Genomic DNA, 12897 nt, shown 5'->3' with positions numbered 1-12897 from the left:
CCTCCCGCTCCCACCCCTTCCGGCCCCGGCGGGCCGGCCCCTCCCGGGCCCCCGCCGGGGCCGGGCGCGTTCCCGGTGAGCTCCGTTCCGGTGCGTCCGCAGTCCCGGTGCGCTCGCGTTCGCGCACGTCACCGTCCGGGAACCATTCGGGGAAAGGTCGAGTCTTTGTCAATGCTTTACCATTTCATTGCCAAGACCCGACCTCCCGGAGTGCCCGCACCGTGACCAGCCTCGCCCTCGGCCCGTCCTGGCTCGATCCGACCACCCTGATCTCCACCTTCGGCCTGGTCGGCATCCTGGCCATCGTCTTCGCCGAGTCCGGTCTGCTGATCGGCTTCTTCCTGCCCGGCGACTCGCTGCTGTTCACCACCGGCCTGCTGGTGGCCGGCGGCACCTACCTGCACCAGCCGCTCTGGCTGGTCTGCGCGCTGATCGTGGCCGCCGCGGTGGCGGGGGACCAGGTCGGCTACCTCTTCGGCCGCAAGGTCGGGCCGGGCCTCTTCCGGCGCCCAGACTCCCGGGTCTTCAAGCAGGAGAACGTCGAGAAGGCCGCCGCCTTCTTCGACCGGCACGGGCCCAAGGCGATCGTGCTCGCCCGCTTCGTGCCGATCGTGCGCACCTTCACCCCGATCGTCGCCGGGGTGAGCAGGATGAACTACCGCTCCTTCGTGGTGTTCAACCTGGTCGGCGGCGTCCTGTGGGGCGGCGGGGTCACCGTGCTCGGCTACTTCCTGGGGCAGATCCCGTTCGTCCGGGACAACATCGAGGCCATCCTGGTCGGCATCGTGCTGGTCTCGGTGGTCCCGGTGGCGGTCGAACTGCTCCGGGCCCGCCGGTCCGGCGCGGCGACCGCCGACCGCCACCGCGCCGGGTAGGCGCCCGCCGCCCCCGGCCCGGGACGTCGCGTACATGTGCGTCCGGCTGTTCGATCAGGCATGGTGTAACCCGAGATCGAGCGGTGGCCGACGGCCACCAGGGGCGGCGAGGAGCGGAAGTGCCTAAGCGGGGCCGACCGGGTGCGGGCAAGCGGGCGAGGGGAGGCCGGGCGGTCCGCGGGACACGGCAGACACCCCCGACGCCGGTGCACCCCGCCGACGCCCCGCCCACCGAGGGCCTGCTCGGTCACCCCGCCCCGCCCGTCGAGCCGAGCACCGTCGTCCCGTACGCCCCGGCCGTCCCGGAGACCAGGGGCCTGCTGACGCCCGAGCCCGACCCCGTCGCGCCGGAGCCGGTCGCGCCGGAGCCGGTCGCGCCCGTCGAGCCGCACCCCGAGCTCACCATCGACCTGCGTCCCCGGGACGCCCGCCCGGAGGACGCCGGACCCGGGGACACCCGCCCCGAGGGCGCGCACCCCGGGAACGCCCGCCCGGCCCGCCGCCGCTCGGTCGCCGAGGACACCCTCACCCCCGAGGAGTGGCGGGCGGCCGGCTACACCCCGCCCACCGGCATCCCGATCCCCGAGCTGACCGCCGGCGGCCCGGGCGAGGCGCCGTGGCCGGACCGGATGCGCACGCTGCTGCGCACCCCGATGTCCGAGCGCCCGGCCTTCGAGCGGACCGCCCGGGAGATGCACCCCTCCGCCGCCGCGGCCCGCAACGTCCCCCGCATCCTCGACCTGACCCTGCGCATCGGCGAGCTGCTGCTGGCCAGCGGCGAGGCCGCCGAGGACGTCGAGGCGGCGATGCTCGGCATCGCCCACGCCTACCGGCTGGACCGCTGCGAGCCGCAGGTGACCTTCACCCTGATCGGCATCTCGCACCAGCCGTCGCTGGTCGAGCCGCCGGTCACCGCCGACCGGGTGGTGCGCCGACGCACCTCCGACTACACCCGGCTGAACGCGGTGTACGTGCTGGTCGCGGACATCACCGCGGAGAAGGTGACGGTCAACGACGCCTACCGCCGGCTCGCCCTGATCCGCCGCAACCGGCACCCGTACCCGGCCTGGTTCCTCGCCCTGACCACCGGTCTGCTGGCCGGCGCGGCGACCTTCCTGGTCGGCGGGCGGATCGACGACAAGGCCTGGCTGGTCTTCGCCAGCGCCTTCGTGGCGGCCGTCCTCGGCGACCGGCTGGCGTCCGCGCTGGCCCGGCGCCGGCTGCCGGAGTTCTACCAGTTCGTGGCGGCGGCGATGCCGGCGGCCGCCTCCGGGATCATCCTGTCCTTCAACGACTGGGGCCTGCGCGGTTCGGTCGTGATCACCGGTGGCCTGTTCGCCCTGCTGCCCGGGCGCGCCCTGGTGGCCGCCGTGCAGGACGGCCTGACCGGCTTCTACATCACCGCCGCGGCCCGGCTGCTGGAAGTGATCTACCTGGTCGCGGGCATCGTGATAGGCGTCATGGTGATCCTCTACCTGGGCGTCGGCTTCGAGGCGAAGCTGAGGCCGGACGAGAGCCTGGTGGGCATCAACTACCCGCCGGTCCAGATGGTCGCCGCGATGCTGCTGACCCTGGCCTTCGCGACGCTGCTGCAGACCGACCGCCGTACGCTCGCGCTGGTCACGGTCAACAGCGGCATCGGCTGGGCCAGCTACGGCGCGCTGGTCTACAACGCGGGCGTCAACCCGATCGCGGCGACCGGGGTGGCGGCCGGCCTGGTCGGCCTCTTCGGGCAGCTGATGGCCCGCTACCGCAACGACTCGGCGCTGCCGTACGTGACCGCCGCGATCGGCCCGCTGATGCCGGGTTCGGCGCTGTACCTCGGCATGCTCGCCTTCGCCCAGGGGCACTCCAGCGCCGGTCTGGTGTCGGTCTTCCGGGCGGCGGCGATCGCGATGGCGCTGGCCGTCGGGGTGAACCTGGGCGGGGAGATCGCCCGGCTCTTCCTGAAGCTGCCGGTCGGCGCCGAGCTCCCGTCGCTCTACCCGGCGGTGCCGCGCCGCGCGGCCAAGCGCACCCGAGGGTTCTGACCGCGCGTTGACCGGTGTCGGGGCCCCGTCGGGCCCCGGGCCATGTCACCGCAGGCAGGACGCAGGACCAGGAACGAAGGTAAGACCCATGACCACACTGCTGGACGGCTACCGCGAGCACATCGTCAACGCGCACAAGCAACCGCTGTTCCTGCTGCTGGTCGGCTTCATCACGTCCTTCGTCTTCATCCGGTTCAGCGTCCGGATGATCCGGGCGAAGGTGCGCTGGTGGCCCGGCAACGTGACCCCCGGCGGCCTGCACATCCACCACATGGTGTTCGGTCTGGGCTTCCTGCTGCTCGGCGGCATCGGGGTGTTCGCCACCTACGGCGGGCAGCCCTGGATGGACTGGTTCGGGCTGGCCTTCGGCATCGGCTGCGGCCTGGTGCTGGACGAGTTCGCGCTGATCCTGCACCTGGACGACGTGTACTGGAGCGAGCAGGGCCGCAAGTCGGTGGACGCGGTGATCTTCGGGATCCTGTTCACCGCCCTGCTGCTGATCGGGTACGTGCCGTTCGGCGCGCTGCCCGGGGAGGACACCAAGTGGGGCGTGATCACGGTGATCTCGGTGAACGCGCTGGCCTCGGTGATCACCCTGCTCAAGGGCAAGGTGTGGACCGGCCTGCTCGGGATCATGGTGCCCGGCCTGTCCTGGATCGGCGCGATCCGGCTGGCCCGGCCGAGCAGCCCCTGGGCCCGCTGGCTGTACACCACGCGCCCCCGGCGCCGGGCGCGTGCGCTGCGGCGTGAGCGCCTGCTGCACCGGCGTGCGGACCGGGCCCGCACCTGGCTCTTCGACCTGATCGCCGGCGCTCCCGACAAGGTGCCCGCCAGCCATCCCGCCGCCCACCGGGTGGCCGAGCGGATGGCGGCCCGGGCCAGCGCCCACCTCGACGCGCACGCCGCCCGGGCGCTGGCCCGCCGCCAGGCCCGGCTGACCGACCGGCGCTCGGCGGCCGCCGCCGGGGCGACGGCGAAGGCCCCGGCCGGGGACGGCCAGGCGTACGGGGCAGGTGCGGCGGGTCCGGTCCGCACCCACCGGGCGCAGCAGCGTCGCCGTGCGGTCCGGGCCGGGCGGAGCCGGACCTACGCGGTCGGCCCGACCGGGCTGGAGCGCCGGCCCGAGCGACACCCCCGGCTGCGGACGCACACCCGCCGGATCCGCCGGTAGTTCGTATACCCTGGGCGTCCGCCTGGAGTTGAGCCCTGGTCAGATCATCCGATGGTCACTCGATCGGCGGAGGCTTTTCCGGGTGTGAAGGCCGCCGGAATTGAGAACATGAGCGTCATGTGACCGCTCTGTCACGTGATGGGATGATTCGTCGGATTCCCTGTCGCCCGGCCGCCGTCCGCCCGTGCGCCGCGCACCGTCCGCCGCCGTCCCCTCCGGACCCGTTCGAAGGGATGTCGCGTGGCGCGCAGGCTCCTGCCGACCCTCCTGTTGACGCTCACCGCCCTGCTCGGGCTGCTCCCCGCCGCCCAGGCCGCCCCGTTGGCCCCGGCGACCGGCGAACCGGTGGCCGGCGATCCGGCGGCGGGTGATCAGGCGTCCGGCGGACCGACGGTCGGCGATCCGGCCACCGGCGGCCCGGTGGTCGGGCCGGCCCGGGGCGAGGAGCCCTACCCGAGCACCGAGGAGATCGACCGCGCCCGGGCCGCGGCCGAGGGCAAGGCCGCCTCGGCCGCCGCCCTGGAAACCGCCCTCACCGCCGCCCGGACCGAGCTGGACCGGGCCGGGCGCGGCGCCGAGCAGGCCGTCGAGGCCTACAACGGCGCCCGGCTCGCCCTCACCCGGGCCCGCGCCGAGGAGAGCGCCGCCGCGCAGCGGGCCGCCGCCGCCGAGGCCGAGCGGTCGGCCGCGGCCGAGGACGCGGCCCGGCTCGCCGCCGAGACGTACCGGCAGGGCGCGGGCGCCGAACTGTCCGCCTTCAACGCGCTGCTCGGCGCCCACGGCCCGCGCGAGGCGGGCGACCGCGCCGCCGTGGTCGGCGTGGTCAGCCAACGCACCCGGCAGATCCTGGACGCCGCCACCTCCACGGCCGCCACCGCCAGGAGCGCCTCCGCCGCCGCCCGGACCGCCACCGAGGCCGCCGAGAAGGCCGCCGTCGAGGTCGGCACGGCCAGGGCGCGGGCGGAGCAGCGGCTGGCCGCCCAGCAGGGCGAGCTGGCGGCCGTCGGCCGGCGCCGCGAGCAGCTGCTCACCGAGCTGGCCGCGGCCCGGAACACCACCGTCGCGCTGGAGCGCGAGCGCCGCGAGGCCCTGGAGGCGATCGCCGCCCGCGAGGCCGAGGCCGCCGCCCGGGCCGCCGCCGAGCAGGCCGCGCGGGAGGCCGAGGCCGCCGAAGCCGCGGCGGCCGCCGCCAAGGCCGCCGCCGCCCCGCCCGCCGTGCCACCCGCCGAGCGTCCGTGGTCCGCCGAGGGCGCGGCCGCCGCGGTCGCCTTCGCCAAGTCCAAGATCGGCCTGCCCTACGTCTGGGGCGGCGAGGGCCCGGCCGGCTACGACTGCTCGGGGCTGACGATGATGGCCTGGCGCGAGGGCGGCCGGCAGCTCAACCACTTCGCCGCCGACCAGTACGCGCAGAGCACCCGGATCGGCTACCGCCAGCTGCGCCCCGGGGACCTGGTGTTCTGGACGGACACCGGCCGCGCCGCGGACATCTTCCACGTGGGGCTCTACATCGGCGACGACCAGATGATCGAGGCCCCGCGCGCGGGCATGCCGATCAAGCAGGCCAGCCTCTGGATCATGGGCACCCCGGACTTCTACGCCCGGCCCTGACCCGGAGACGGCCGCCGGGGCCGGGCCCCAGTGGCAGCGCCGCCCGGGCTACCGGCCGAGCAGGGTGCCCAGTTCCTCCCGGCGGGCGCGCAGGCCCAGGCCGGTCCAGACCCAGGCGGCGCCGAGCGGGAGCGTCGGCAGGGCCACCGCGACCGCCCCGCCGATCCGGCCGATCACCTGGGCGTCGCACAGCTCCCGCAGGTGGAAGCCGAGCGGTTCGTAGAAGGCCGGCGAGCCGCAGTCCCCGCCGACCGGGGAGAGGACCAGCCAGGCCGCCCAGGCCCAGCCGAGCACGGTCAGCGCGCCCAGCGCCTTCACGAGGCCGCTCCGGCCCTCGTACTCCTTCAGCTTGCGCAGGTATTCGTCGTCCATCGTGCCCCCGGGAGATCGTCCGTACCTGAACCGGCACCGAGGATGCCAGCAGGGCACCCGCACGCCGATGCCGGGGGTCGGCTGCCGGGGGCGGCGGTCGGGGTCGACTGTCGGGGGCCGGTTGTCAGGGGCCGGTTGTCAGGGGTCGGCGCTAGCGTGGCCGCGCGTACCGTTCCGAGGATCTGAGGAGGCGTCGTGCTGCTGCGGGATGTGCGGGTGGGGGATGTCGAGGCGTACGTCCGGATGCGCTGCGACCCGGTGATGATGACCGAGCTGGGCGGTCCGCTGCCCCGGGAGCTGGTGGAGGCCAGGCTGCGCAAGGACGTCGCCGCGGTGGCGGAGGACCGCTTCTGGGTCAAGCTGATCGTCCCGGACGGCACCGAGGACGGCGCGGTCGCGGGCTCGGTCAACCTCTGGTCCGACGAGGAGGACGGCGAGCGGGTCTCCGAGATCGGCTGGATGGTGCTGCCCGGGTACCAGGGCCGCGGCCTGGCCAAGGCGGCCGTCCGCCGGGTGCTGGACCTCGCCGCCGCCGACGGCCGCTGGGGCGAGGTGCACGCCAATCCGGGTGTGACCAACGGTCCGTCCAACGGGATCTGCCGGGCGCTCGGCTTCCGGCTGCTCGGCGAGCGGGACGTGGACTTCGCGGACCGGGTCCTGCGCACCAACCACTGGGTGGTGGTGCCGGGCGAGCACATCGGGTCGGGCACGGAATAAATCAGGTGCCGCCGCCGGGGGGCCGCCGTACCGTGGCCCCATGGGCAACAGCAGCGATCACACGTCCGTCGACACCGTGAACGGGCTCGTGGTGCGGGCGGTCACCGAGGACGAGGTGGCGGCCTGGGACCGCGCCCTGGCCCTCGGCTTCCTGCGCCCGCACGTGGGCTCCGCTGAGGACGTGCGCCGCCGGCAGTGGGAGTCCGGCCGGATGCTCGCCGGCTTCGACGGCGGCCGCCAGATCGCCACCTTCCGCAGCTACGACGCCGAACTGACCGTCCCCGGCGGGGCCGTCATCACGGCCGACGCCGTCACCAACGTCACGGTCAGCGCCACCCACCGCCGCCGGGGCGTGCTCAGCACGATGATGCGCCAGGACCTCGCGGCCGCCGCCGAGCGCGGTACGGCGGTCGCCATCCTGATCGCCGCCGAGTACAACATCTACGGCCGGTTCGGCTTCGGCCCGGCCACCCGGGGCGCCGGCTGGCGCGTCGACCTGCGCCGCACCCGGGGCCTGCGCGAGGGCCTGCCGGGCGTGCCCGGCGGCCGGATCGACTTCGTGACGATGGCCGAGGTGCGCGAGCTGGGGCCCGGCCTGCACGAGCGCTGGCGGCGCACCCGGCCGGGCGCGATCGACCGCGACGAACTGTGGTGGCAGCGCGCCACCGGCGAGGTCCGGATGCCGGGCTCCGACTTCAAGGAGCCCTTCGCAGCCGTCCACCGGGACGCCGACGGCACGGTCACCGGTCTGGTGGCCTACCGGATCGACGACAAGTGGGACGGCGCCTACCCCGACTGCACGCTCACCGTCGAGGAGTTCACCGCCCTCGACCTGCCGACCACGGTCGAGCTCTGGCGCTTCCTGCTGTCCGTCGACTGGGTGGCCCGGGTCGCGATCGACAACGCCTCCCCGGACGACCCGCTGCCGCTGCTGCTCCAGGACCGGCGCGCGGCCACCCCGCACGAGGACAGCTCCGACTTCATGTGGCTGCGCGTGCTGGACGTCGAGGCCGCGTTCGGCGCCCGGACGTACGGCACCGCCGGCCGGGTGGTGCTGGAGGTGGACGACAAGCTCGGCTTCGCGTCCGGGCGTTGGGCGCTGGAGGTCGCCGCGGACGGCACCGGCCGCTGCACCCGCACCACGGACGACGCCGACCTCGCCCTCGGCGCCTCGGAGTTGGGCTCGCTCTACCTCGGCGCGGAGACGGCCCCGAGGCTGGCCGCGGCCGCACTGGTCACCGAGCTGCGCCCGGGGGCGGCGGCCGCCGTCGACCTGCTGCTGCGCACGCCGCTGCAGGCCTGGAACCCGGACATGTTCTGAGCCGCCCGCATCCGCCCGGCACGACGGGAGGCCGGCCCCGCGAAGGGGCCGGCCTCCCGTCTCCGATTCGTCGTCGGCGGGCGCTACTTGATCGCCGTCTTGCCGATGGTGGGCAGGATGAAGTCCTGGATGAGGCCCTTGGCGTCCCGGACGATCGGCCGGAACACCCGGTAGCGCGACAGGTTGATCACCCGGGCCGCCATCGGGGTGGACCGGCGGACGAACTCCCGGGTCCGCTCGGTGTCCTCGGTCCGGTCGAAGACCCAGTAGAGGACCACGACCATCAGGTGCAGCCAGAGCACGTCGGGCAGCAGCTCGACCAGCTCGGCGTCCAGCTTGGGCGCCAGCTCCGAGCCCTGCAGGACCTCGCGGAACAGCTCCACGGCGGTCGCCCGCGCCGGGTGCGACTCGTTGGAGAACGGGCTCAGCGAGCTGGTCGGGTCGGCGGCCGTCCGGAAGAACTGCGCGGCGAACTCGTGGTACGGCGCGGCGGTGTCGAGCCAGGACTCCAGCGCGATCTGCAGCCGCTCCGAGAAGTCCCGGGTGCCGGCCATGCGGCGTTTGGCGTCGGCCGCGTGGTCGTAGGTCATCCGGTCGTAGAACCCCTGGATCAGGAATTCCTTCGCCGAGAAGTAGTAGTAGGCGTTGCCCACCGAGACGCCCGCCTCGGTGGCGATCGCGCGCATGGTGGTCTTCTCGTAGCCTCGTTCCTGGAACAGCCGCATGGCCGTCTCCAGGATCAGGGCCCGGGTCGCCTCACTCTTGTCGGTCTTCGGCTGCGCCCGGCCGCCGGGCATGGGCCCGCCCTCCGTGCCGGGTGCGGCCGGGTCCTCGGCCGTACCGTTCTCGCCGTCCGTTCGGTTCGTCGCTGCCAGGTCGTCCACGCCACGAGCCTAGCCGGAGACGAGGTTCCATCCGGTGTCGGTGTTCGTGGCACCGGATGCCCCCTCCACACCCGGTGCCACGAACACCACCCCCCGTGATTCGAACACGTTCAAAATCCTGGCAGAACTGTAGACGCTTCGGTTGAACATGTTCAACTCCATCTCTGTGGGAGGCTGGTCACATGATCGGTTCAGGGCAGGTCACGATCCGGCGCGGCGATGTACGGGATGCCGGGGCCATCGCCGAGCTGCACGCGCTCAGCTGGCGCACCACCTACCGGGGGATCGTCCCGGAGGAGGGGCTCGGTGACGGGATGGCCGCCCAGCGGCGCGAGCTGTGGGAGCTGCGCCTGGACGCGGACTACGGCGAGCCGGGGAACACGCCCGAGCTGCTGGTCGCCGAACTGGACGGGCGGACGGCCGGTTTCGTCTACCTCGTCCCGCAACCGGACGGCCGGGTGCTGATCGACAACCTGCACGTACGCCCCGGCCTGACCGGCGGCGGCATCGGCCGCGCGCTGCTGACCGCGGCCCGCGCCCATGTCGCCGAGCAGCACTCCGGGGCCGAGCTCTTCCTGGAGGTGCTGCGCGACAACACCCGGGCTATCGCCTTCTACGAGCGTGAGGGCGCTGTGCGGGTCCGGGCGCAGGAGGGTGTCTTCCCGGGCGGGTTCCTGCTGCCCGAGTACGTGTACGCCTGGCCGGGCCGGCCGGCGTCGTCGGGTCGTGGGTCGGTGGAGGGCGGGTCCGAGTAGGGGCGGCCCGGGCACGGGTGGGCCGAGTGGTGGTGGGCCGAGTGGTGCTGGCTCCGGGCGCGGTGGTGGCCGGGGAGCCGGGGCGGGTCAGTCGACGTCGTAGACCGTCACCGGCACCTCGTGTGCCGTCAGCCGGTCGGTGACCAGCGGCTCGACCCTCTCCCAGCGCCCGCCCGCCAGTCCGCAGCCGATCCGCGGCATGTGGACGGAGGCGCCGAGTTCGAGCGCCCGGCCGCCCAGTGCGGCCAGCCCGGCGTCGATCGCCTCGTACCGGACCGGCACCCCGCTGGAGCGACCCGTCCGGATGCCGCGCTGGCCGACCAGGTTGGCCACCCAGACGTACTGCTCGACCTGCACCAGCTGCAGGGCGCCGAGCCCGAAGTCGTTCTTCGCCCGCTCCCGGTGCCAGCGTCGGTACGCGGCCTCGGGCTCGGGCCAGCGTCTGGAGAGCGCGAGCACGAAGCCCTTGCCCCAGCCGCCGAGATCGTTGCAGACGTGCGCGATCACCTTCACGCCCTTGCCGCGGGGCGCGGTGGCATCGCCTCGGACGTAGGTGATTTCTGCCATGACTCGACGTTAGACGGAGGCACTGACAACCCGCTCGGCATTTTCCGCCGCACCGGAGGCGGCCGCGGCACCCGCCGTGGCGCGCGGCCCGGCCGTCCGCAGGTGCCGCCGTCCGGCCAGCGCGATCAGCAGCGCCAGCGCGGCCGCCGAGGCGGGCAGCGCGTAGCCGGTGCCGGGCGCGGTGCGCTCGGCGACCGTCCCGGCGAGCGCCGCACCGGCCGAGATGCCGACCACGATGCCGGACACCGCCATCGCCATCCCCTCGTTGAACTGCCGCCGCGGCAGGAGCTCCTGGACGAGCGTCATGCCGGTCACCATGGTCGGCGCGGTGGCGGTGCCGGCCGCGAACAGCAGCGCCCCGAGCACCCCGAGCCCGGCCCCGCCCAGTCCGGCGGCGAGCGGCAGCAGCAGCACCCCGGCCATCGCCGACGCGCCGAGCAGGAACCGCGTGCCCGGTGCCCGGCGCGGCGTCAGCAGTCCGAACAGCAGCCCGGCCACGCAGGATCCGGCCGCGAACAGGGCCAGCAGCAGCCCGGCCGCCGCCTTGTGCCCGAGCGCGTCGGCGTACGCCACGGTGGTGATCTCGGTCGTACCGAAGACCACGCCGGTCGCCAGGAAGGTCAGCACCAGCACCCGCAACCCGGGCACCCGCAGCGGCGACCCGTGCCGCTCCGCAGCTGGGGGCGCGGGCGGCAGCGGCGGTTCGGTGCGCCGCTGGGCGGCGAACAGCAGGGCGCCGGCGGTGCCGACGGCGGTGGCGGTGGCCAGGCCGGCCTCCGGGGCGAGCGTGGTGCAGAGCAGCATCGCGAGCACCGGCCCGGCCATGAAGCAGAGTTCGTCCAGCGCCTGCTCGAAGGAGTTGGCCAGGTGGCGGGCGCCCGGGTCGTCCCGGTAGAGGTGCGCCCAGCGGGACCGGGCCATGCCGCCGAGGTTGGGTGCGGCGGCGCCGGCCGCGGCGCACAGGTACAGCGTCCAGTCCGGCGCGCCGAACCGGACGCAGAGCAGCAGGCCGGTGAGCGGGACGGCGTTGTACAGCGCGGCCGGCACCGTCACCCGCGACTGCCCGTACCGGTCCACCAGCCGTCCGATCAGCGGCATCCCGATCGCGCCGGTGGCCAGGCCGGCCGCCGAGACCGTCCCGGCCAGCCCGTACGAGCCGCGCCGCTCGGAGAGCAGCACCACCAGCGAGACGCCGGTCATCGACAGCGCGAGCCGGCCGAGCAGCCCGGCCAGGGTGAAGGCGGCGGCGCCGGGGGCGGCGAACAGGCGGCGGTAGGAGGCGAGGACGGCGCGCGGGGGCAAGCGGGCTCCTGAACAGGACGAAGGGGGATGCCCCACAGCCTGGCCGCGCTCGCGGGCCGCCGTCCAACACCTGTTCCGCCGCACTGACAACACGGTGTTGTTAATCTGCCGCCCATGCCCCGTGACCTGCACCCCCGCTTGCTCCGCGGCTTCGTCGCGACCGCCGAGACCCTGCACTTCGGCCGGGCCGCCGAGCGGCTGCACATCGCCCAGCAGGCGCTCAGCCGGGACGTCCGCACCCTGGAGGGGCTGCTCGGCACGGAGCTGTTCACCCGCACCACCCGCAGCGTCGAGCTCACCCCGGCCGGACGGCGGCTGCTGCCCGGGGTCCGCCGGCTCCTCGCCCTGCACGACGAGATCCTCGCCGAGGCCGGCGCCGGGGCCGCCGCCCGTCCGCTGCTGCTGGACCTCAACAGCGACGTCACCGGCCCGGACCTCACCGCCGACCGGGTCCTCGAACGGGCCCGCGCGGCCTGGCCCGAAGGCGAGCTGCTGGCCCGCTTCCACGGCGGCCTGGCGGCGGCCGCCGCCGAACTGCTGGCCCACCGGCTGGACGCGTCCTTCGGCCGGTTCGCCGGACTGCCCGCCCCGGTGCGCGGCCGACTCGTCCAGCGGCCGGTCCGGTTGGAACGGGTCTCGGTGATGATGGCGGACACCCACCCGCTGGCGGGCCGCCCGGCGCTGCGCCTCGCCGAGCTGGCCGGACACCCCGTCGACATCTGCGCGGGCAACCCGGCCACCACCGAGTGGGCCGACCTCGGCGCCCGGCTGCTGCGCGAGCACGGCCTGACGGCGGCAGACCCGTACGTCCCACCGGTGGGCGTGGACGAGACCGCCCGCTACCTCGCCCGGCACGGCGATCCGATGCTGACCACGGTCGGCGGGCCGAGGATCCCCGGGACGGTGAACGTGCCGCTGGTGGACCCGGTGCCGCTGAGCCTGGTCAGCCTGGTGCACCGGCCCGGCGAGCACCACCCGGGGCTGCGCGCGCTGGCCGACGCGGCGGGCGCACTGGGCGCGGCCGGGGGCTGGCTGCGCCGCCCGCCGGGCAGCTGGCTGCCGGACGCGGACGCGGCGCTGCTGCCGGCGCGCTGAGGGCGGACGGACCGCCGGCGCGTCGGGTGAAGGAAGGACGGCCCGGGGCGCCCGGAAAAGGAGGCCGCCCCTGCCCAGGGGGGATGGGCAGGGGCGGTGCTCGTGGGGGCGGGCTCGGGCCCGCCGCGCGAGGTGACCGGGTCAGACACCCCATGACGTTTGAGGTCAAGCGGCATGGAGGTCTGCGTGGTGGGACCAGG

General features: G+C 74.7%; 12 protein-coding genes. 8 read left to right on the top strand and 4 right to left on the bottom strand.

Annotation, left to right across the window (positions count from 1 at the left end):
* Window positions 1–221 precede the first annotated feature (221 nt).
* The 4 genes from IE332_RS00060 (at window position 222) to IE332_RS00045 (ending at window position 5684) form a co-directional block, all read left to right on the top strand.
* Window positions 222–875, top strand: coding sequence for a DedA family protein (locus IE332_RS00060; RefSeq protein ID WP_189912953.1), 654 nt, complete (start codon window positions 222–224; stop codon window positions 873–875).
* Between the two features lie 206 nt (window positions 876–1081).
* Entirely contained in the window at window positions 1082–2905 is a 1824-nt protein-coding gene (locus IE332_RS00055; protein ID WP_229928177.1) for a threonine/serine exporter family protein, read from the top strand.
* Between the two features lie 88 nt (window positions 2906–2993).
* Window positions 2994–4076, top strand: coding sequence for a hypothetical protein (locus IE332_RS00050; RefSeq protein ID WP_189912952.1), 1083 nt, complete (start codon window positions 2994–2996; stop codon window positions 4074–4076).
* A 240-nt stretch (window positions 4077–4316) separates the two neighbouring features.
* On the top strand, window positions 4317–5684 hold the full coding sequence (locus IE332_RS00045) for a C40 family peptidase (protein WP_189912951.1): 1368 nt from the start codon (window positions 4317–4319) through the stop codon (window positions 5682–5684).
* A 48-nt stretch (window positions 5685–5732) separates the two neighbouring features.
* On the opposite strand, the gene IE332_RS00040 is transcribed toward IE332_RS00045, so the two are convergent.
* Window positions 5733–6056 carry a hypothetical protein gene (locus IE332_RS00040; RefSeq protein ID WP_189912950.1) on the bottom strand — a complete coding sequence of 108 codons (324 nt, stop codon included), beginning with the start codon at window positions 6054–6056 and terminating at the stop codon, window positions 5733–5735.
* Window positions 6057–6251: 195 nt separating this feature from the next.
* On the opposite strand from IE332_RS00040, the gene IE332_RS00035 reads away from it, so the two are divergent.
* Window positions 6252–6773, top strand: a complete 522-nt coding sequence (locus IE332_RS00035) for a GNAT family N-acetyltransferase (RefSeq protein ID WP_189912949.1) — start codon at window positions 6252–6254, stop codon at window positions 6771–6773.
* Between the two features lie 40 nt (window positions 6774–6813).
* Window positions 6814–8094: a GNAT family N-acetyltransferase gene (locus tag IE332_RS00030; protein WP_189912948.1), complete on the top strand. Its 1281-nt coding sequence runs from the start codon at window positions 6814–6816 to the stop codon at window positions 8092–8094.
* Between the two features lie 83 nt (window positions 8095–8177).
* On the opposite strand, the gene IE332_RS00025 is transcribed toward IE332_RS00030, so the two are convergent.
* Complete coding sequence (locus tag IE332_RS00025; protein ID WP_229928176.1) at window positions 8178–8978, bottom strand: TetR/AcrR family transcriptional regulator; 801 nt, start codon at window positions 8976–8978, stop codon at window positions 8178–8180.
* Window positions 8979–9160: 182 nt separating this feature from the next.
* Here IE332_RS00025 and IE332_RS00020 point away from each other — a divergent pair, with 182 nt between their 5' ends.
* Window positions 9161–9733, top strand: a complete 573-nt coding sequence (locus IE332_RS00020) for a GNAT family N-acetyltransferase (protein WP_189912947.1) — start codon at window positions 9161–9163, stop codon at window positions 9731–9733.
* An 87-nt stretch (window positions 9734–9820) separates the two neighbouring features.
* Here the strand turns inward: IE332_RS00020 and IE332_RS00015 are convergent, their stop codons facing one another.
* A complete protein-coding gene (locus tag IE332_RS00015) occupies window positions 9821–10300 on the bottom strand; it encodes a macro domain-containing protein (protein WP_189912946.1) in 480 nt (159 codons plus the stop codon).
* A 9-nt stretch (window positions 10301–10309) separates the two neighbouring features.
* Window positions 10310–11602, bottom strand: coding sequence for an MFS transporter (locus IE332_RS00010; RefSeq protein WP_229928175.1), 1293 nt, complete (start codon window positions 11600–11602; stop codon window positions 10310–10312).
* Between the two features lie 114 nt (window positions 11603–11716).
* Here IE332_RS00010 and IE332_RS00005 point away from each other — a divergent pair, with 114 nt between their 5' ends.
* On the top strand, window positions 11717–12697 hold the full coding sequence (locus IE332_RS00005; RefSeq protein ID WP_189912945.1) for a LysR family transcriptional regulator: 981 nt from the start codon (window positions 11717–11719) through the stop codon (window positions 12695–12697).
* Window positions 12698–12897: the final 200 nt, after the last annotated feature.

It is taken from the genome of Kitasatospora xanthocidica, from assembly GCF_014656195.1.
Classification (GTDB): Bacteria; Actinomycetota; Actinomycetes; order Streptomycetales; family Streptomycetaceae; genus Kitasatospora; species Kitasatospora xanthocidica.
The sequence above is the reverse complement of the archived record's forward strand: the minus strand, read 5'-3'. Positions and strand labels throughout refer to the sequence as shown.

Coding starts and splice junctions, on each gene's coding strand:
- IE332_RS00020 (WP_189912947.1), top strand. CDS start 9,161: ATGATCGGTTCAGGGCAGGTCACGATCCGGCGCGGCGATGTACGGGAT.
- IE332_RS00050 (WP_189912952.1), top strand. CDS start 2,994: ATGACCACACTGCTGGACGGCTACCGCGAGCACATCGTCAACGCGCAC.
- IE332_RS00005 (WP_189912945.1), top strand. CDS start 11,717: ATGCCCCGTGACCTGCACCCCCGCTTGCTCCGCGGCTTCGTCGCGACC.
- IE332_RS00015 (WP_189912946.1), bottom strand. CDS start 10,300: ATGGCAGAAATCACCTACGTCCGAGGCGATGCCACCGCGCCCCGCGGC.
- IE332_RS00030 (WP_189912948.1), top strand. CDS start 6,814: ATGGGCAACAGCAGCGATCACACGTCCGTCGACACCGTGAACGGGCTC.
- IE332_RS00040 (WP_189912950.1), bottom strand. CDS start 6,056: ATGGACGACGAATACCTGCGCAAGCTGAAGGAGTACGAGGGCCGGAGC.